This window comes from Streptomyces sp. FIT100 (assembly GCF_024584805.1).
Taxonomy (GTDB): domain Bacteria; phylum Actinomycetota; class Actinomycetes; order Streptomycetales; family Streptomycetaceae; genus Streptomyces.
Map to the genome: position 1 here is coordinate 772,336 of NZ_CP075715.1, position 18,565 is coordinate 790,900.

Genomic DNA, 18,565 nt, shown 5'->3' on the forward strand with positions numbered 1-18,565 from the left:
GCACCCCCTCTGTCCCTTGGGAGGGGCCCATGAGTACGTCTTCCAGCGCGACCCCGCAGTCCGGCCGGATCCTCGGCACGGTCATCGTCTTTCTGCTCGCCGTCATCATCACGCTGGTCGTCAGCTTCGTTCTGGTCGGCCTTGGCCTCAGCGGCCCCCTGACCGTTGCGAGTGCGATCACGCTGTTCATTTCCGCCTCGACGCTCGGGATGAAGGTCCTGGCCTACCTCGCTCCGGCCTGATGGGCGACGGCTCCACCAGGCGGTGGGCCTGGTGGAGCCGGATTAGCCGGTGCGACGGGGGGAGACACACGGGCTCTGTACTCAGTGTGGCTCAAGCCGGTTTGTCCTGGACGTGGTCGGCGCCCGCGCCAATCGCGGGCTGCGAAACCCGACGTAGCCGGGGAGGGGTGCGCACGCTGCGCGCCCTCCGCAGGTGAGCACCCTGAGGGCGATGGCTTCAAGAAGATCTCTTCATCCCAACGCCAGGATGACTCGTGGCCCTTTTCCCGAGAGAACTCCACTCAATCTTGGCCGCCACAAGCGGCCTGAGCAGCACGCCAGCCTGCCTGACACCCCATCAGAACGAGCGTCATATGAGCGTCACGGGCGTCATTTCAGCGTCAAGATATCGCCCGTAACGCCCACACCGCACATAATGCACACGGGCAAAGCCGCAGGTCAGGAGCCCTTCGCGGCCGGTTCAAGGATGGCGACACACTCCACATGGTGCGTCATCGGAAACAGGTCGAGGATCCACACGGCCGGACGCCTACCCTTACGTTCGACCAGCTCGACGTCCACCAGATCCGCGCCGCAACCAACATCCGCCTGCGTGGGCAATGCACGGGATTCGACCGGTGGGCTCGCGGCCTGCGGAAACCCCAGGCCCCGGCTTGCTCCCTCCCGATTCCCCCGTCCGAAAATCCGTTCGCCCAGCACGTATGCGCTCTGCTTGGCTCGCCCCATGAGCGATCTCCACATCCGCCACGCCGCCCTCGCGGACATCGACACCGTGCTCCAGTTCTGGCGCGAAGCCGCGGAAGGAACGAGCATCAGCGACGACCACGACGGAGTGACCCGACTCATCACACGAGACCCCGAAGCACTGCTCCTCGCAGAGCGCGACGGCCTCCTCACCGGAACCGTCATAGCCGGCTCCGACGGCTGGCGCTGCCACCTCTACCGGCTCGCGGTCCACCCCGAGCACCGGCGGCGCGGAGTGGGCGGGGCGCTGCTCGCCGCCGCGGAGGAACGTTTCGTACGGCTGGGCGGGCGGCGCGGGGACGCGATGGTGCTGGACCGGAACGCCCTCGCGCACCATGCGTGGCGGGCCGCGGGCTACGCACCCCAGCCGGAGTGGAGCCGCTGGGTGAAGCCGCTCTCCTGACCGCACCCGGCCCAGCCGGCCCAGCCGGCCCAGCCCGACAGGGGCGCCGGGGTCTTTTGCCGGTCCTTTACCATGGAGGTTCTCCTCAGCGACGAACGAAAGGTGTGAGCGTCCGCCCATGGGCGAGCCTCCCAGTAGCAGACAACCGGGCAGCCGACATCGCGCAGTCCTCCTCCCCCTGGCCGATCATGGGACGGAGGTGAACCGATGACCGAAGTGCTCCTGCTCGTGGTGGCGGTGCTGCTCTGCCTCGCCTGTGGAGCGTTCGTCGCGGCGGAGTTCTCGCTCACCACCGTCGAGCGCACCGATCTGGAGCGCGCGGCGGAGCGCGGCGAGCGCGGGGCCGCGAGCGCCCTGAAGGCCGTCCGGGAGCTCACCTTCCAGCTCTCCGGCGCGCAGCTCGGCATCACCGTCACCAATCTCGTCGTCGGCATGCTCGCCGAGCCGTCCATCGCCGTACTGCTCAGCGGGCCGGTCGAGGCGCTCGGCGCGTCCCCGCAGGTGGCCTCGTCGCTGGCGCTCGTCATCGGCACGGCCCTGTCGACCGTCGTACTGATGGTCATCGGCGAGCTGGTCCCCAAGAACTGGGCGATCTCGTCGCCGCTCGCGGTCGCGAAGGTCGTCGCGCCCCCGCAGCGCGTGTTCTCGGCGGCCTTCCGGCCGCTGATCGGGCACCTGAACAACACGGCCAACCGCATCCTGCGCCGTCTCGGCCTGGAGCCGACAGAGGAGCTGGCGTCCGCGCGCAGCCCGCAGGAGCTGGTCGCGCTGGCCCGCCACTCCGCCCGGGAGGGCGCGCTGGAGGCGGACACCGCCGACCTGTTCGTCCGTACCCTCGGCCTGGCCGGGCTGACCGCGGAGAATGTGATGACGCCCCGCGTCCAGGTCACCGCCCTCGACGCGCAGGCGACCGCCGAGGACGTCGCCAACGCCACCCGTGCCACGGGGCTCTCGCGCTTCCCCGTCTACCAGGGCACCCTCGACGCCGTCGTCGGGATCGCGCACATCAAGGACGTCCTGGCCGTGCCGGCCGACCTGCGCCCGCGGCGCCCGGTCTCCGAGCTGATGCGGGAGCCGCTCCTGGTGCCCGAGACGCTGACCGTCGACCGGCTGCTCGACCGGCTCTCCGGCAAGCGGACGATGGCGGTCGTGATCGACGAGTACGGCGGGACGGCCGGGGTCGTCACGCTGGAGGACATCGTCGAGGAGGTCGTGGGCGAGGTCCGCGACGAACACGACCCGCACGAGACACCCGACCTGGCGCGCGCGGGCGAGGACGCCGACGCCCGGGCCCTGTGGTCGGCCGACGGCGCCGCCCGCACCGACCAGCTGGAGGCGATCGGCCTCCGGGTCCCCGAGGGGCCCTACGAGACGCTCGCCGGCCTGATCGCGAGCGATCTCGGCCGGATCCCGGCCGTCGGCGACACCATCGAACTCACCGGCTGGCAGCTCGACGTCATCGACGCGTCGGGCCGGCGCGCGGCGCGGGTGCTGCTGCACGCGCCGCAGGCGTCGAGGGACGACGCCGTGGACGGCGACGCCGCCGCGCCCGCTCCCGGGCGCTTCCGCCGCGGAGGCCGCGGCGGAAGCGGCGGAAGCGGCGGAAGCGGCGGAAGCGGCGGCGAGTCCGGCGGCACCGACGATTCCGACAGCTCCGACAGCTCCGACAGCTCCGACGACCCGAGCGGCTTTGACGAACCGGGCGATTCCGGAGCCTCCCAGGAATCCCGGAGCCCTCAGGATTCCCAGGATTCCCAGGATTCCCAGGGCTCTCGCGGGTCCCGTGGGTCCCATGGCCCGCGTCGCTCCCGTCGCTCCCGTCGCTCCGGTCGCTCCGGTCGCTCCGACGAGGGGAGGGCCGGACGATGACCATGATTCAGCTGCTGATCGGGCTCCTGACGCTGGTCGTCAATGCCTTCTTCGTCGGCGCCGAATTCGCCCTGATCTCCGTGCGCCGCAGTCAGATCGAGCCGGAGGCGGAGGCCGGGAACCGGCGCGCCCGGAGTGTCATCTGGGGGCTGGAGCACGTCTCGGCGCTGCTTGCCGCCGCCCAGCTCGGCATCACGCTGTGCACGCTGGTGCTCGGTGTCGTCGCTGAGCCGGCCATCGCGCATCTGCTGGAGCCGGTCTTCGACGCCGTCGGGGTGCCGCACGGGCTGATCCATCCGATCTCGTTCGTGATCGCGCTGGCCGTGGCGACCTATCTGCACATGCTCCTGGGCGAGATGGTGCCGAAGAACATCGCGCTGGCCGAGCCGACGCGTACGGCACTGGCGCTCGGCCCGCCGCTGGTGGCGATGGCCCGGGCGCTGCGTCCGGTGATCTTCACGGTCAACGCCTTCGCGAACGCCCTGCTGAAACTGTTGCGCGTGGAGGCCAGGAACGAGGTGGCCGCGACCTTCTCGGACGACGAGCTGGCGCGGATGGTCAGGGACTCCGGTGACGCGGGGCTGCTGGACGACCGGGCCGCCGAGCGGCTGCGCGACGCACTGGAGCTGGGGCGCCGGCCGGTGGCCGATGTGGTGATGCCGGTGGAGCGGGTGGTGGCCACGCACATCGGCACCACCCCCGAGGAGCTGGAGCGGCTGTCGGCGGAATCGGGCTTCTCCCGCTTCCCGGTCCTCGACCCCGCTCAGCGGATCCTGGGCTACCTCCATGTGAAGGACGCCCTGGACGAGGCGCCGCGCGACAGCCCGTTCCCGGTCACGGCGCTGCGGCCGATCGCCCGGGTGCGGGCCGTGACCCCCTTGGACGACGTGCTCACCGCGATGCGTCGCAGCCGTACGCACCTGGCGGCGGTCCTCGACGAGGACGGCACGCTCGCCGGGCTCGTCACCATGGAGGACGTGCTCCGGGAACTGGTGGGCCCGCCGGGCCGCGGCCTCTGAGCACCCCGCTCCGGCTGCCCCGTCCGACGATGCGTCGGACGGGGCACGTCGTCGGCCGTACCGCACGGTAGTATCGCTCCGCCATGGAGATGAATGCCACATACACCAGTTTTGTCGCGGTCGGCGACTCGTTCACCGAGGGCATGTCCGACCTGCTCCCGGACGGCTCGTACCGCGGTTGGGCCGATCTCCTCGCGAGCCGGCTCGCGGCCCGTACCCCCGGCTTCCGGTACGCGAACCTCGCCGTGCGCGGCAAGCTCATCGGGCAGATCGTCGAGGAGCAGGTGGACAACGCGTCCGCGATGAGGGCCGATGTGGTGACGCTGGTGGGCGGCCTCAACGACACGCTGCGCCCCAAGTGCGACATGGTCCGGGTGCGCGCGCTGCTGGAGGAGGCCGTGGAGCGGCTCGCGCCGTCCTGCGGACAGCTGGTGCTGATGCGCAGCCCGGGCCGCAACGGCCCGGTGATGGAGCGCTTCCGGCCGCGCATGGAGGAGCTCTTCGCCCACATCGACGCGCTCGCGGCGCGGCACGGCGCCCTCGTCGTCGACCTGTACGGCGCCGAGGTGCTCGGCGACCAGCGGCTGTGGGACGTGGACCGGCTGCATCTGACCGCCGATGGGCACCGCAGGGTCGCCGAGGCGGTGTGGCAGACGCTGGGGCTTGCGGCCGAGGAGGACTGGCGGACACCGCTGCCGCCCGCCATGCGCCCCGGCTGGGCGGCGCGGCGGACGGCGGACGCGCGGTTCGCCCGGGAGCACCTGGTCCCCTGGATCGGACGCAGGCTCACCGGCCGCTCATCGGGCGACGGCAGACCCGCCAAGCGCCCCGAGCTGCTGCCGTTCGGGCCCGTGGAGCCGGCGCTGCCGGACGGCGACAGCGTGGTCTCGTAGCAACCGGGGCGGGGCGCTGACCTGCGTAAACCGCCAGCAGAAGCAGGGCAACGCTGCCAACTCCGGGGATACCCTCAAACGCCCTAGGTGTATTGGCCCGGAGGGTTGTTGACACGGCTGATGGGTGGCTGGCCGTCGAGTGCGGTGTGGCAGCGGTGGTGGTTGGAAGGCCTGGGCCCGCTGCCGGTATGCGGCGGCGGCGTACTGGCGCCCGTCGCGCAGGATCTCGCTGTAGGCCACGCGGGAGCGGTCGGCGGCGGCGGAGTGGATATAGCTGTAGCCGATCACTGGCTTGCAGCCCGTGCGCTGGTCGGTGGTGTGCTGGCGGTTGCGCTCGCCTGCCGCTCTGCCGACCGTGCGCCGGCCGCCGTCGGGAATGTTGCCCAGTTCCTTGATGCCAACGTGGACCAGCTCACCGGACCGGGCCCGTTCGTGGCGGCGGATGGGTTCACCGGTGGGCCGGTCGAACCAGGCCAGGCGGTTCAGGCCCTGCCCGGCCAGGACGCGGTGGACGGTGGAGCGGCCAGGCCAGGATGGGCGATGCACGCCGGTCCGAGCTTGCGGGCCCGGCACAGCTCGCAGACCCGGGCTGCGACCTTCCTTCGCATCCTGGACTACGCGGGTGCGGACATGTTCAACGACGGTGGAAGAGTTGTCCGGCGTGCCGAGGCGCGGTCTCGATGTCTCACAGGGGCAATCGCAGCCCGCCCTACGGTGACGTTGCGTGACGGGGGAGTTTTGCCGGGGTGGTCCGGGGTGGTCTGCGGGTCGTGATGACGCAGCAAGGACGTGGCCTCCGCAGCAGGCAGTTGCGTGCACCGACTGGCTCTTCGAATGCCTGCGTGGGCGAACGTGGCACGCTGCTCGGTTGGCTCCTCCAGCTCGAATCCCTGTCGGGCCTGCAGATTCGGCGAGTCTGCCACCGACGCTCGCGGCTTTCCAAGTAGGCACCGTAACATGTCAGTTGATCGGCAAAAATCGGTGCATGCCTTGCATGTGACGGCCTTGACGGAGTGTCCGATTCGCTACAACAATTGCTGCCTGATCCTGATCTGCCAACTACGTGGCGACGAGGAAGGGTTGGCTGCGGGCAAGGCAAGAGTGCGAGTCGGACCGTCGAGCATCAAGAGGCAATGTGAGACAACTCTTCCTGTATCCGATCACTGGCCTCTACAACGAGTGCCACGATGTCGACCACGCGGCCCTCCGGGACGCGGTGCCGCCGACTGCCGGCGACCCACGCGCGCTGGCCGACGTCAACAACCTCTGGTGGCAGCATGTTTTGGAGCCGGAGGCTGTGCGCGCAGCCGTGGGCATGCTCGACCGTCTGATGCGTCCTGGCGACGCGCATCCGGCCGCATGGGAGGCCATCGTCGCGGCGCCCGAGAAGTTCGTGGACGAAGTCGTCAGGGCGCCACGGGCACTGGTGGATCTGGGGGCGGGACCGCGGGCCGCGTTCCGGGCGCTGGAGACCCTTCAGCTCTACACGGACATCCACTCGGCCACGATCGGCCGCCCCTTCGAGCTGTCGCTTCAGGAAGGCTATGTCGTCAACGAGCTCTCCTCGCTTGAGCTCGTCCAGTCGGCGCTCGTCCCGGGCTCCAATCCCTATCTGCCGTTCCTGAGGGAATTCGTCTTCCCCGTCATAGAGGACAGCCCCCCGGACATTGCCTGGATCGTGGGCCGCATCAAGATGTCGACCATGGCCATGGCCATGAGGATCAAGGAAGTCAATCCGTCCTGTCACGTGTCCGTGGTGGGGCACTCGAGCGAGTACTACTCACTCAACAAGATCACCAAGTATCTCCGGACCAACAGCCAGCTCTTCAGTGAGATCGACAGCATCGTCCTCGACGACTTCGACAACACACCCCGGCTGCTGCGCGAAGCCCTCGAAGGTGGCGACCCGCTGGAGTCGGTCCCCAACCTGATGTACCGCGAGGGCGATCGCATCCACCAGACCGGCTACGTGGTGGCCGACCGGGCGTTGGACGCCGACCTGCGCAGTGCGCCGCCACGCGACGAGTACGCCGATATGACGGCACCGAGCCTCTCCGTGGCGGAGACACGACTGTGGCCGGCCGCTCAGTGCTACTGGAACAACTGCAACTTCTGTGCGATCAACCGCCGTTACAACACCCTTCCGCGCAATAGCTTCTCGCTGGAGCACGAACGGGCGGAGCTGATGCTGCGCCTCGCGGAGCAGGGGACGTCGTACCTGTGGTCCGTTGACGAGGCCATCCCCCCGGTCAACCTCGGGATCCTCGCCCAGGAGCTGATCGCCCTGGGCTCGCCGCTGGTCTGGGAGACCCGCAGCAAGATCGACCGCAACTTCTCGCCCGAGATCTGCACAGACCTCGGCAAGTCTGGTCTGCGGGAGATCCGGCTGGGATTCGAGTCCGCGAGTCCTCGTGTTCTGGCACTGATGGGCAAGTACCCCGAGGGTTGGTCACTCGACCTGGTCGAGAAGATCGTCTCGCGTTTTCACGCCGCCGGTGTCTCGGTGCATTTCCCCACCATCGTCGGGTTCCCCGGCGAGACTCCGGAAGAGCGCCGTGAGACGTACGAGTTCCTCGAGCACCTGGTATCCCAGTACCCCAGTGTCACCTTCAACGTGAACATTCTCGGCTTCGACGTCGCCAGCAAACTCTTCGAGGACTACGAGGAGTTCGGCGTCACCACCCTGAGGTGGCCGACGCCGACGAAGTACTTCCTGGGGAACCTGATCGATTGGGACTGCGCCGAAACGCCCTTCGACTACGGCCGGCTGGACCAGGAACGCAACGAGTTCATGCGGCAGGTCCTCTACCCTTGGATGCCCGCATCAGCCAGCATCCCCCCGTACATCTTCTACCGTCTGACCGAGACCTCCCGTGCCACGATGGTGTGGAAGTCCCAGCGAGCGGCGACCGGGCGATGGCGTGAACCGGCGCTGTCCGCGGACCTGTCACAGGAGATCCGGACCAGCCCCTCGCTGGTGGCCATGGGGCCTTTCAAGAAGAGCTCGTACGCCACCGAGGAACACTACGCCTGCTATGTCTGGCAGACCCATCATGCCTTCGAGTGCGACGGGCCCACCGCCGGCCTGTTGGAGTTCCTCACTGAGCCCCACTCCCTCGCCGAAGCGGCCCAGGCGACGGGGCTGACGCCCGAGGAGACGGGCGCGGTCGTCAGGGCGCTCTCGGCCATCGGCGCGGTTGTCACGGCATCCACCGACGACGTCCCGGTGAGCCTGCCCGTCTTCGCACCCGCTCCCCGACGCTGGCACGCCCTTGCGGGGCCGGCTCCGGCCCCACGCAAGCGCATCAGCGCCCAACGCAAGCAGGACCTCACGCTCACACTGGGGAGGACATCGTCGACATGATCAGAATCATGGCAGGAACTCTCACGCCGCTGCCCGCTACGGAGCACGAGGAAGCAGCCGAGCCCGACATCCGCCGTCACGTGCGGCTGCTTGGCTCCCCACTCGACGGCGGCCCTCCGCAGGCCGACGCCGACTGGAGCCAGGTGCAGAAGTACGCGATCAGCATGCGTGGTGGGGGCGGCGGCGGTGGTGGAGGCGGTGGCGGGGGAGGAGGAGGCGGGGGTGGTGGCGGTGGTGGAGGCGGCGGCGGTTGGTAGTCCCAGGGCGGCGGCAGCGCGGCACTGCCCTGAGCATCCGCTTCCGGAGCCGGCTCGCACCTGGATCGAGGACTTCGTAGCGGCACCGCACCCGCAGCTGGGCCGTCCGGGGGCCATCTGTCCCAACCTCCCCTTCATTCTCGCGCGACGGCAGCTGTACTGGGGCTCCGTCGACTACGCCGCGGTCGGGAGCGGTGCGATGCCACCGGCCCGCACGCTGACCGTCCTGTTCAGGCAGGCGCTGGCCGAAGCGGCCCGGATCATCGCGGAGTCCGGTGACACGTACCGGACCGCTGTGGTCTGGGTGATCGAGTCGGCGCCGCCGCACACCCACCGGTCCGTGATCGAACCCGCCTTCCAGGCGATCCGGAGCGAAAGCATTGCGGCGGGGATCATGGTCGGCTGCTTCCATCCCTACCGCCGCCGGCGCAGCAGAGTGCAGCCCGAGCTGGCGACGATGAGATCACCGGTCCCGATGATTGCCATGCGCCGTCTGCTGCGCGGTGACCTCGATTCGGTGAGGGATGAACCGGACTCGAGGCGGGCCTTTGACGAGTACTTCACTGCTCACGACCGAGATCGCCGATCACGAGCAAGGCCGCCGCTCACGGCTGAGAGCACCGATGATGAATGAGGTCAAAGAACCGGGCGGAGTTCTCGTGGAAGACGCGCCTCAGGTCACCGTCCTTGACGTCCAGGGCCGCCAGCTTCGTCCGAGCGTCGAGCGCGAGGAGGAACCCCGGATCCGATGGCCCCGTCGCACCCCGAAAAACCACCCGGCCGCTGCGTACCGACCAGGACCGGTCTCCGGAGACAACGAGCCTGTCGCCGTAGCCCAGTTCGACCAACTCCTTCACCAAGTTCATCCGGGCCGTGTCGGCGGTGCTCGTCAGGGGCGTGATGTCCGTGACGCAGAGCAGAGCTCCCTCGTCGAGGCAGGCTCGCATGGATCGCAGCACCTCGTCGAAGGGCTTTCGTCGCCGCCCTTTCAGCTCCAGTTCGGGGTGGCTGAGCATCACGCGGTGCGGCTCCACGCCCAGCGAGCGCAGAAGACGCAGGTGCTCAAGGGCTCCGCTCGGCGAGTGGGTGACGATAGGCAGCCCGGTGCTTCGGTGAACCGCCGCCACAGCCCGGAAGGCGTTGCCCTCGAAATCCGACAGGGTTCCTTGATGGGCCGCGACCTTCACAGCGGCCACGTGAACACGTCCCCGCAGACGGGCCCGCTTCCGCAGAAGCCGTTGTTCCAGCCGCGTGGCCGACAACTCCCTGACCGGTCGACTGACCGAATGGGAAAGGTAGTACCCCACACAGGCGTGGACGCGCACGGGAACGTCGCTGATCAGATCCGCATACCGGAGGGGATCGATGTAAGCCGTCAGGTCAACGATGTCCGTGACCCCGGCGCGTGCGGCGCGCGACAGCTCCTCACGCAGGAACTCCGCGGTCAACGCCTCCCTGCCACCCGGAAACCGGGAGAACACGTGTTCATGCGGCAGGATGACCGGAGATTCCATGCGGGGCATCATACCGATGCGGTTCTTCGGCAAAGCACGGCAAGGACGCCACCCCGACCGCTGACAAAACTGCCGATGGGATGATCGATGGCCAAGGTCCCGGTGATCGACCTGGACGCCGATCCCGAACTGGAGGGACGCAGAGTCTGGGGAATCCTGCGCGACGAAGGGTACTTCTACCTCACCGGATCCAAAGTCGCCGACGTGGACCTCGAAAAACTGGTGGCGGTGGCGGAGGAATTCTTCCGTATGCCGGTCAGCGAGAAAATGAAGTTCCACATCAGCGGATCAGCCTGCCACCGAGGCTACTACCCGCCTGGCGAAGAAGGACCTGCTGATGGAATACCCGACCTCAAAGAAGGGTACGACTCCGGCCTGTTCGAGATCCGATCCGGTCGCGACGATCACACCACCTCGTCGCCGGGCTGCTCTCCTCCCGTACCCGGTTTTCTGGCCACAGTGAACAGCTACCACTCGGCCATGACTGATATCGCGCACGCCCTGTCCGTGGTCGTCGCCCACGCCATAGGCATGCCTGACCGGTTCTTCCTCGAACGTTCTCAGAATCCGCCCAATCAGCTGCGCCTGCTGCACTATCCGGCAAGCCCCACCCCGCGCCAGGGAGTCGGAACCCACAAAGACTTCGAGTGCTTCACACTGCTGGCCTCCACCGGACCGGGACTCGAAGTCGAACGGTCGGACGGCGCCTGGATCCTGGTCCCACCCCGCCAGGACACGCTGGTCGTCACCACCGGGGAGATGCTCGAAATCCTTACCAACGGTGCCCTCCTCGCCGCACGCCACAGAGTGGGGTGGATCCGCGAAGACAGATATTCCTTCCCGTACTTCTTCAGCCTTGACCGGAATATCCTGGTGGAGCCGCTCGATCGATTCGTTGGCCCCGAAGGCACCCACTACGCATCGCTCACCGCCGGAGACCATCTCCAGGCCCGGACATCTCAGGTCTTCCGGTATCTGAGGAACAGAGAACAGGGCAAGCGCGATCACTTGCAGCAGCAGTCCTGAGAGGTCGTCGTCAACGGCCTGATCGCCGGCCGCGCCCACAGCCCGAGGGACATCGTCGATCTCATGCGCCATGTCGGCCTCGACCCGGACCAGTTCGACCTCAAGCGCAGCGCGTCGCCCAGCGCAAGCAGGCCGCCCTGGTGCCGCACAGGACTCGGCCTTCGTCGAGTGGCGGCGATCAGTTGACCGGGCGCGACGTCCGTCCTGTTGCAGTCGGCCACGGTGCAGTGAAAGTAGACCTCCCCCTCGGACCCCCACCAGATGGTGGCCGTATCGATCAGATGGTGGCCGTATCGATCTTGATGCTCACGGTCACGTTGTTGCGAACCTGGTGGATGACCTTGGTCGACGGGACGCTGTTCGTTGTGTCGCCGCAGTGGTAAGAGGCCGGGGGGACCCACGCCAACGTGCAGTTCAGAGAGCCAGACGTGCGAAACGCGCTCCAAGGCGAGCTCTCTGGGGGGTGCTCACAACCCGTCCTTGAGGTTGCCCGTGCCCGTGCCGCCGCTGATCAGATACGAGACCATCGGGTGTGCTCGGGGTACCCCCACGGGTGTGTCTACGGGGTCTGGCCTGCGCGTATGACGCCTGCCCCGGTCGTGTCCGACGCGGCGGACGGGGCGTCATACGGCGGGACCTTGAGCGCCATGCTCGAAGGGTGCAACGGCCTGCGGGTGCAGGCCCGTGTCCCGCATCCAGCGGTAGCCGTGCGCGAGGAACGCGACCGCGTGTCGGCCAGCGTCCGACGCGGTCATGACAGTGCTCATGAGCACTGCGAGATCGTCCGACAGGGGCTGGTCAACGCGGACGGGCATCCGGCGTCGCGCGGTACCAGCGTGCGGCGCGCGTCCCACGCTTCGAGGTGGGCGAAGCCCTTGCCGTCCCGGCCGACGCGGGACGGGTGGATGCCCTTCGGATCAAGGCGCCGTTCGGTGGTTGCACACCGGGCGGCGCCGCCGTCTGACACGCGTCTCGCAGACGTGAGGCGTGAGACGGGCCCGGGCGCCCCTGACCTGCGGTTTTGTCACCGCTATGGACGATTCGTTGCAGTGATGGACGGAAGGTAAACTCCGTTCACGTGACTGCAAAGCCTCGCATCCCCAATGTTCTGGCCGGCCGCTACGCCTCCGCGGAGCTCGCCGTCCTGTGGTCCCCCGAGCAGAAGGTGAAGCTGGAGCGTCAGCTCTGGCTCGCCGTGCTGCGCGCGCAGAAGGACCTCGGGATCGAGGTGCCGGACGCCGCGCTCGCCGACTACGAGCGCGTGCTCGACCAGGTCGACCTGGGCTCCATCGCGGAGCGCGAGAAGGTCACCCGGCACGATGTGAAGGCCCGAATCGAGGAGTTCAACGCCCTCGCCGGGCACGAGCACGTACACAAGGGCATGACCTCGCGCGATCTCACGGAGAACGTGGAGCAGCTGCAGATCCGGCTCTCGCTGGAGCTGATGCGGGACCGCACGGTCGCCGTTCTCGCCCGCCTCGGCCGGCTGGCCGGGGAGTACGCGGAGCTGGTCATGGCCGGCCGCTCGCACAATGTCGCGGCTCAGGCGACGACGCTCGGCAAGCGTTTCGCCACGGGCGCCGACGAGCTGCTGGTGGCGTACGGGCGTCTTGAGGAGCTGCTCGGCCGCTACCCGCTGCGCGGGATCAAGGGCCCGGTGGGCACCGCCCAGGACATGCTGGACCTGCTCGGCGGGGACGCGGCGAAGCTCGCCGAGCTGGAGCAGCGGATCGCGGGCCACCTCGGCTTCGCGCACGCCTTCACCTCCGTGGGCCAGGTCTATCCGCGCTCGCTCGACTACGACGTCGTCACGGCGCTGGTGCAGCTTGCCGCCGCGCCGTCCTCGCTGGCGAAGACGATCCGCCTGATGGCCGGGCACGAGCTGGTCACCGAGGGCTTCAAGCCCGGGCAGGTCGGCTCGTCCGCGATGCCGCACAAGATGAACACCCGCTCCTGCGAGCGCGTCAACGGCCTCATGGTGATCCTGCGCGGCTACGCGTCGATGACGGGCGAGCTGGCGGGCGACCAGTGGAACGAGGGCGACGTCTCCTGCTCGGTGGTGCGCCGGGTCGCGCTGCCGGACGCGTTCTTCGCGTTCGACGGGCTGCTGGAGACGTTCCTCACGGTCCTGGACGAGTTCGGCGCGTTCCCCGCGGTCGTCGCCCGCGAACTCGACCGCTATCTCCCCTTCCTCGCCACCACCAAGGTGCTGATGGGCGCGGTGCGCGCCGGGGTCGGCCGCGAGGTCGCCCACGAGGCCATCAAGGAGAACGCGGTCGCCTCCGCGCTGGCGATGCGCGAGCAGGGTGCCGAGCGCAACGAGCTGCTGGACAAGCTCGCCGCGGATGAACGCATTCCGCTGGACCGGGCCCAGCTCGACGCCCTGATGGCCGACAAGCTGTCCTTCACGGGTGCCGCCGGCGACCAGGTGGCCTCGGTGGTCTCCCGTATCGAGGAGATCGCGAAGCAGCACCCGGAGGCGGCCGCGTACGCCCCCGGGTCGATCCTCTGAACCGCATCTCCCCTGAACCGGATCTTCCCGTGCCCCGCTTCACGCCCGCCGAGCTGGAGGCCGCCCGCGACCGCCTCGTCCCCGATGTGGTCGCGGACGGTCTGGCCGTCCTCTTCTGCGGCATCAACCCCGGTCTGATGTCGGCCGCGACGGGCCACCACTTCGCCCGCCCCGGCAACCGCTTCTGGCCGGTGCTCCATCTGTCGGGCTTCACCCCGTGGCAGTTGAAACCGTCCGAGCAGGACGAGCTGCCGGCGTACGGACTCGGCATCACCAATGTGGCGGCGCGGGCGACCGCGCGCGCCGACGAGCTCGGCGAGGAGGAGTTCCGCGAGGGCGGCCGGATCCTCGCCGGGAAGGTGGAGCGGCTGCGGCCCCGCTGGCTGGCGGTGGCCGGGGTCACCGCGTACCGCACGGCCTTCGGGGACCGCACGGCACGGGTAGGGCCGCAGGAGCGGACGATCGGCGGCACGCGCATCTGGGTACTGCCCAACCCCAGTGGGCTGAACGCGCATTGGACGGTCCGGACGATGGCCGAGGAGTTCGCGCGGCTGCGAGCCGCGGCCATGTCGGGGGACGCCGGGGACGTGTCCGGCACATAGCGGCGCCCCGCCGCAGGGCCGGGCGCGCGCGGTATTGCCGTGCGTGCCATCGCACGGCGGAGGGTCCGCTACGGGGCAGGGCGTGCCGGGCCTCGCGCGGCCGGGCGGGATGTGTCAGACACGGCCTACGGAGGATCCGCGTCCGTGACGGCGGCCACCAGCTGGAACGGCAGCTCGGTGTCCCACTGCGAGACACCGAGCGCGATCCAGCGGCCGTCCGCCCGCCACAGGTGCACATCCGGCACGGAGTTGCTCAGCGTCCCCCAGGGCTCGGGTATCTCCTCGCCGTCGTCGACCGACCTGGCCAGCAACGAGGCCAGGCTGAACACCTGGGCCTCGCCCCAGCGCTCGCTCAGCAGCAGGGCCAGGGCCTCGCGCTCCGCCGCGCACTGCTCCTCGACGACCTCCCACATCGAACGGTCCTCACTGAACCCCTCGCTCGTGGTGAGCTCCGCCAGATGGAAGCCGGGGCCGCAGGCGCCCACATCCGATCTGCCGGGCTCCGCCGGAAAGGGGCGGGAGCGCAGCAGGTCGATGATCGCCACATGCCGTGCAAGGGTCATGGCTTCAGTAAACCTTCCTCCACTGACATTTGGCGGTCCGTCAGATGGACGGGCGGCAGCCGGCGGGGTGGCCCGGCGGGCGGGGCCGCCGACGCGTGACGAGCGGCTGCGGACAGTGCTCGCGGGGCCCTGCCGCCATTGAGTACGATCCGCAGACACGCGCACGAGCTGGAAGGACACACGGTGGGCCGGCTGACCGGCGGGGACCCGTCCCTGCTGCGGCGGATCAACTCCGCGGTGGTACTGCACGCGCTGCGGGGCGGCGCGGACTCCCCCACGCTCACCGATCTGACGCGGGTCACCGGGCTGTCCCGGCCGACCGTCGAGGGCGTGATCGAGGGGCTGATCGAGTCCGGCCTGGTGACCGAGGCGGCGCCCGACGAGGGCGAGGCCCGGCGGCAGGGCCGGCCGGCGCGGAGGTTCCGCTTCCGGGCCGAGGCCGGGCATCTGCTGGGCGTGGAGATCGGTCCGCACCGGGTGGCGGCGCTGCTGTCCGGGCTCGACGGGCGGGTCACGGGCGCCGGGTCTCGGGAGGTGGCGGAGACCGCTTCCGTCGAGGAGCGGCTGGAGCGGGTCCGTACGGTCGTGGCCGATGTGCTGCGCAGGTCCGGGGTGCCCCGCAGCTCGCTGCGGGCGGTCGGGGTCGGCACGCCGGGGATCGTGGAGGCCGACGGGACCGTACGGCTCTGTACGGCGCTGCCCGGCTGGACGGGGCTCGCGCTCGGCGAGCGACTGCGGCGTTCGTTCCGCTGCCCGGTGCTGGTCGAGAACGACGCCAACGCGGCCGCGGTCGCCGAGCACTGGAAGGGGGCCGCGACGGATTCGGACGACATCGTCTTCGTCCTCGCGGGGCTGAGCCCCGGCGCGGGCTCGCTGATCGGCGGCCGGCTGCACCGGGGGTACGGGGGCGCGGCCGGGGAGATCGGCGCGCTGCACCTGCTGGGCCGCGAGGTGACGCCGGAGACGCTGCTGTCCACGACCGGTGAGCCGCTGCACCCCCTGGACGAGCAGGCGGTGGCCGAGGTGTTCACACACGCCCGGCAGGGCGACGAGCGGGCGCGGGCGGCGGTCGACCGGTTCATCCAGCGGCTCGTGCACGACGTGGCCGCGCTGGTGCTGGCGCTCGACCCCGAGCTGGTGGTCGTCGGCGGCTGGGCGGCCGGCCTGGACGGTGTGCTCGATCCTCTGCGCGGCGAACTGTCCCGCTACTGCCTGCGCCCGCCTCGGGTGACGCTGTCCTTGCTCGGCGAGGCGGCGGTGGCGACGGGCGCGTTGCGGTTGGCCCTGGACCACGTCGAGGAGCAGCTCTTCGCCGTCGAGGGATCGGTGACGGCCCGCCGCTGAGCACGGTCGGCGCGGTGCTGAGCACGGTCCCGCGGCGGGCGCGCGGGCGCGGCGCCGCGGGGCGGGCACGGCGCGGCAGGGATGGCGCGGCGCGCGGGCACAGAGGGGGCTCGCCCGCCTCCCTGCCCCCGCCGTCGGAGCGCCTCGCGCCCGCTGTCAGGAAGCGCGGCGCTGCGCTGCGTCGTGCCGGATCTCCAGGTCGCCCGCGGCACCGAAGGTGAGGCGGCAGGTGTCCGCGCGATAGGTCGCGACCGAGACGACCGCCGTACGGCCTTCGGTGAAGTAGCGCGTGGTGACGACCAGGACGGGGGCGCCGGGTAGGCGGTCCAGTTCCTTGGCGTCGTCGGCGCGCGCGGAGCCGAGCTCGACGGCCCGGTCGAGGCCGGCCGGGGCGAGGTGCTGGAGTTCGCGCAGGACGGCGCGGGCGCGGGCGGCGCCCGCGGGGGCGTCTATGGCGGAGAGCTCGGGGACGGAGGAGGAGGGGACGTAGAGCAGTTCGGCGGCGACCGGCTGACCGTGGGTGACCAGCATCCGGCGCAGCGTGTGGACGTCCTCGTCGATGTCCGTGTCGAGTGCGCGGGCGACGGCGGCGGGCGGCAGGGCGGTCGTGCAGCCGACCGGCTGCCAGGCGTCCGTCGAGGAGCCCGGCCAGTCCTGGGGGGAGGCGGAGACGTCGACGCCCATGCGCGGCGGCGCGACGGTCGTGCCGACACCGCGGCGGCGCTGCAGCCGGCCTTCCAGCTCCAGCTGCTCGAGCGCCTGCCGGAGGGTGGCCCGGGCGACGCCGAACCGGGCGGCGAGCTCGCGCTCGTTGGGCAGGATCTCGCCGACCGCGAAGTCGGAGTCGAGCGCCTCGCCGATCACCGTCTTGAGGTGCCAGTACTTCGGCTCCGGCACCGTGTCGAGCTGCGTGGTCCCCACCCTGTCCTCCGCAATCGCCGTGTCCCCGGCGGCTTTTCCGTGCCCTTGTTTATTAAAGGTTCCTGCACTAACTCTGCGACCATAGGACGGCCCACAGACTTGGTCAAGACCAATCCTCGGGGCAGGCGCCATGGAATCACCCTGCGCCATGGGCTGTTCACAGAACGTTTGTGCGGTGGCGAAAAACGGTGGCTTCGCTTCCGCCTCGCCCGTGGCGTCGCGGCCCACGGGCCACGGGCGGCGCCGGTACGACGACGCCGGCCGGCTACCCCGCGAGGCCGCCGAGCTTGTCCGGATTGCGCACCAGGTAGATGCACTGGATCCGCCCGTCCCTGACCTCGACCTGGAAGACGGTGTCCGGACGGCCGCCGGAGAGCACGAGCAGCCCCGGCGCTCCGTTGACCTCGGTGAGGCGGAACTCCCCCTCGGGCACCGGGTCCTTGGCGACGGCGAACAGGAAGCGCCCGACCTTGTCCGCGGTCTCGATGACGCGCCGCGGCGCCTTCGACTTGCCGCCGCTGTCGCTGACCAGCCGGACGTCCGGGGCGAGCAGTCCGAGCAGCTCGTCCAGGTCGCCGCCGGAGGCCGCGGCGAGGAACCGCTCGGTCAGCGCGCGGCGTTCGGCCGGGTCGACGTCGTACCGGGGCCTGCGCTCCTCGACATGGCGGCGCGCCCGCCCGCCGAGCTGGCGCACCGCGGCCTCGCTGCGGTCGAGGGCCGTGGCGATGTCGCCGTACGGGAATCCGAACGCCTCGCGGAGCACGAACACCGCGCGCTCCAGCGGCGAGAGGGATTCGAGGACGACGAGGACCGCGAGGGACACGGACTCCGTCAGCACGGCGCGTTCGGCGGTGTCGGGGGCGGTGTCGCCGAAGTCGGTGGCGATGGGCTCGGGCAGCCAGGGCCCGACGTACGACTCGCGGCGCGACTGCGCCTGGCGGAGCCGGTCGATGGCGAGCCGTGTGGTGATCCGCACGAGATAGCCGCGCGGCTCCCGGACGTCGTCGCGCTCCTCGGCCGACCAGCGCAGCCAGGCGTCCTGGACGACGTCCTCGGCGTCGGCGAACCTGCCGAGCATGCGGTACGCCACTCCCGTCAGCAGGGAGCGGTGGGCCTCGAAGACGTCGGTCACGGTGTCGGTCGCCACGTTCCCATCCCAGCCGACGGCACCCGCGATGTCCAGCGAACGGCCCGTGGGCGGATCCGCGCGCCCGACACCCTCTTGAACCGGCGGCTACCGAGCGGTAATTGTTGCTGACAGGACGTCTACGAAGTCACGGTCGCGGAACGGC

The 18,565-nt window shown here is 69.9% G+C and carries 17 protein-coding genes and 1 pseudogene; 12 read left to right on the forward strand and 6 right to left on the reverse strand.

All coding sequences use genetic code 11. From position 1 onward, the window contains the following. Positions 1-29: 29 nt before the first annotated feature. Positions 30-242 (forward strand): hypothetical protein, encoded by a 213-nt coding sequence (locus KK483_RS03220; RefSeq protein WP_262003534.1) that lies wholly within the window; start codon positions 30-32, stop codon positions 240-242. A 438-nt stretch (positions 243-680) separates the two neighbouring features. Here the strand turns inward: KK483_RS03220 and KK483_RS03225 are convergent, their stop codons facing one another. Continuing rightward, positions 681-968: a hypothetical protein gene (locus tag KK483_RS03225; RefSeq protein ID WP_262003536.1), complete on the reverse strand. Its 288-nt coding sequence runs from the start codon at positions 966-968 to the stop codon at positions 681-683. Between KK483_RS03225 and KK483_RS03230 the strand changes: the two genes are divergently transcribed. The 4 genes from KK483_RS03230 to KK483_RS03245 all read left to right on the forward strand — a co-directional run bounded on the left by KK483_RS03230 (position 967) and on the right by KK483_RS03245 (position 5,170). Beyond that, positions 967-1,389, forward strand: coding sequence for a GNAT family N-acetyltransferase (locus KK483_RS03230; RefSeq protein WP_262003538.1), 423 nt, complete (start codon positions 967-969; stop codon positions 1,387-1,389). The two genes, KK483_RS03225 and KK483_RS03230, sit on opposite strands and share 2 nt — an antisense overlap. Before the next feature lie 207 nt (positions 1,390-1,596). Then, on the forward strand, positions 1,597-3,258 hold the full coding sequence (locus KK483_RS03235) for a hemolysin family protein (protein WP_262003540.1): 1,662 nt from the start codon (positions 1,597-1,599) through the stop codon (positions 3,256-3,258). After that, positions 3,255-4,277, forward strand: a complete 1,023-nt coding sequence (locus KK483_RS03240) for a hemolysin family protein (RefSeq protein WP_262003542.1) — start codon at positions 3,255-3,257, stop codon at positions 4,275-4,277. Before KK483_RS03235 ends, KK483_RS03240 begins: the two co-directional genes overlap by 4 nt. 83 nt (positions 4,278-4,360) lie before the next feature. Then, positions 4,361-5,170, forward strand: a complete 810-nt coding sequence (locus tag KK483_RS03245) for an SGNH/GDSL hydrolase family protein (protein WP_262003544.1) — start codon at positions 4,361-4,363, stop codon at positions 5,168-5,170. An 83-nt stretch (positions 5,171-5,253) separates the two neighbouring features. Here KK483_RS03245 and KK483_RS03250 read toward each other — a convergent pair. Further along, positions 5,254-5,766: pseudogene (locus KK483_RS03250) on the reverse strand (hypothetical protein); the annotation flags it as partial. Between the two features lie 539 nt (positions 5,767-6,305). Between KK483_RS03250 and KK483_RS03255 the strand changes: the two are divergent. From KK483_RS03255 to KK483_RS03265, 3 genes are read left to right on the forward strand one after another with little or no spacing between them, the layout of a single operon-like run. After that, positions 6,306-8,534, forward strand: a complete 2,229-nt coding sequence (locus KK483_RS03255) for a radical SAM protein (protein ID WP_262003546.1) — start codon at positions 6,306-6,308, stop codon at positions 8,532-8,534. Between the two features lie 8 nt (positions 8,535-8,542). Then, positions 8,543-8,791, forward strand: coding sequence for a hypothetical protein (locus KK483_RS03260; RefSeq protein WP_262003547.1), 249 nt, complete (start codon positions 8,543-8,545; stop codon positions 8,789-8,791). Further along, positions 8,760-9,425: a DUF6875 domain-containing protein gene (locus tag KK483_RS03265; protein WP_262003549.1), complete on the forward strand. Its 666-nt coding sequence runs from the start codon at positions 8,760-8,762 to the stop codon at positions 9,423-9,425. Before KK483_RS03260 ends, KK483_RS03265 begins: the two co-directional genes overlap by 32 nt. Here KK483_RS03265 and KK483_RS03270 read toward each other — a convergent pair. Further along, positions 9,397-10,305: a hypothetical protein gene (locus KK483_RS03270; protein ID WP_262003550.1), complete on the reverse strand. Its 909-nt coding sequence runs from the start codon at positions 10,303-10,305 to the stop codon at positions 9,397-9,399. The genes KK483_RS03265 and KK483_RS03270 overlap by 29 nt on opposite strands. 87 nt (positions 10,306-10,392) lie before the next feature. On the opposite strand from KK483_RS03270, the gene KK483_RS03275 reads away from it, so the two are divergent. The 3 genes from KK483_RS03275 (at position 10,393) to mug (ending at position 14,445) form a co-directional block, all read left to right on the forward strand. Further along, entirely contained in the window at positions 10,393-11,331 is a 939-nt protein-coding gene (locus tag KK483_RS03275) for an isopenicillin N synthase family oxygenase (protein ID WP_262003552.1), read from the forward strand. A gap of 1,078 nt (positions 11,332-12,409) precedes the next feature. Then, positions 12,410-13,843 (forward strand): adenylosuccinate lyase, encoded by a 1,434-nt coding sequence (purB, locus tag KK483_RS03280; protein ID WP_262003554.1) that lies wholly within the window; start codon positions 12,410-12,412, stop codon positions 13,841-13,843. 29 nt (positions 13,844-13,872) lie between these two features. Beyond that, the gene (mug, locus tag KK483_RS03285; RefSeq protein ID WP_262003556.1) at positions 13,873-14,445 is read left to right on the forward strand and encodes a G/U mismatch-specific DNA glycosylase; all 573 of its coding nucleotides are present in this window, start codon (positions 13,873-13,875) and stop codon (positions 14,443-14,445) included. A gap of 125 nt (positions 14,446-14,570) precedes the next feature. Here the strand turns inward: mug and KK483_RS03290 are convergent, their stop codons facing one another. Then, complete coding sequence (locus KK483_RS03290) at positions 14,571-15,008, reverse strand: hypothetical protein (protein WP_262003558.1); 438 nt, start codon at positions 15,006-15,008, stop codon at positions 14,571-14,573. Positions 15,009-15,191: 183 nt separating this feature from the next. Here KK483_RS03290 and KK483_RS03295 point away from each other — a divergent pair, with 183 nt between their 5' ends. Next, complete coding sequence (locus tag KK483_RS03295) at positions 15,192-16,352, forward strand: ROK family protein (protein WP_262003559.1); 1,161 nt, start codon at positions 15,192-15,194, stop codon at positions 16,350-16,352. A 156-nt stretch (positions 16,353-16,508) separates the two neighbouring features. On the opposite strand, the gene KK483_RS03300 is transcribed toward KK483_RS03295, so the two are convergent. Both KK483_RS03300 and KK483_RS03305 read right to left on the reverse strand, forming a co-directional pair. After that, positions 16,509-17,273 (reverse strand): GntR family transcriptional regulator, encoded by a 765-nt coding sequence (locus tag KK483_RS03300; RefSeq protein ID WP_262003561.1) that lies wholly within the window; start codon positions 17,271-17,273, stop codon positions 16,509-16,511. A 265-nt stretch (positions 17,274-17,538) separates the two neighbouring features. Beyond that, positions 17,539-18,420: an RNA polymerase sigma-70 factor gene (locus tag KK483_RS03305; protein WP_262003563.1), complete on the reverse strand. Its 882-nt coding sequence runs from the start codon at positions 18,418-18,420 to the stop codon at positions 17,539-17,541. Positions 18,421-18,565 lie beyond the last annotated feature (145 nt).

Coding starts and splice junctions, on each gene's coding strand:
- KK483_RS03220 (WP_262003534.1), top strand. CDS start 30: ATGAGTACGTCTTCCAGCGCGACCCCGCAGTCCGGCCGGATCCTCGGC.
- KK483_RS03230 (WP_262003538.1), top strand. CDS start 967: ATGAGCGATCTCCACATCCGCCACGCCGCCCTCGCGGACATCGACACC.
- KK483_RS03225 (WP_262003536.1), bottom strand. CDS start 968: ATGGGGCGAGCCAAGCAGAGCGCATACGTGCTGGGCGAACGGATTTTC.
- KK483_RS03235 (WP_262003540.1), top strand. CDS start 1,597: ATGACCGAAGTGCTCCTGCTCGTGGTGGCGGTGCTGCTCTGCCTCGCC.
- KK483_RS03240 (WP_262003542.1), top strand. CDS start 3,255: ATGACCATGATTCAGCTGCTGATCGGGCTCCTGACGCTGGTCGTCAAT.
- KK483_RS03245 (WP_262003544.1), top strand. CDS start 4,361: ATGGAGATGAATGCCACATACACCAGTTTTGTCGCGGTCGGCGACTCG.
- KK483_RS03260 (WP_262003547.1), top strand. CDS start 8,543: ATGGCAGGAACTCTCACGCCGCTGCCCGCTACGGAGCACGAGGAAGCA.
- KK483_RS03270 (WP_262003550.1), bottom strand. CDS start 10,305: ATGGAATCTCCGGTCATCCTGCCGCATGAACACGTGTTCTCCCGGTTT.
- KK483_RS03275 (WP_262003552.1), top strand. CDS start 10,393: ATGGCCAAGGTCCCGGTGATCGACCTGGACGCCGATCCCGAACTGGAG.
- KK483_RS03290 (WP_262003558.1), bottom strand. CDS start 15,008: ATGACCCTTGCACGGCATGTGGCGATCATCGACCTGCTGCGCTCCCGC.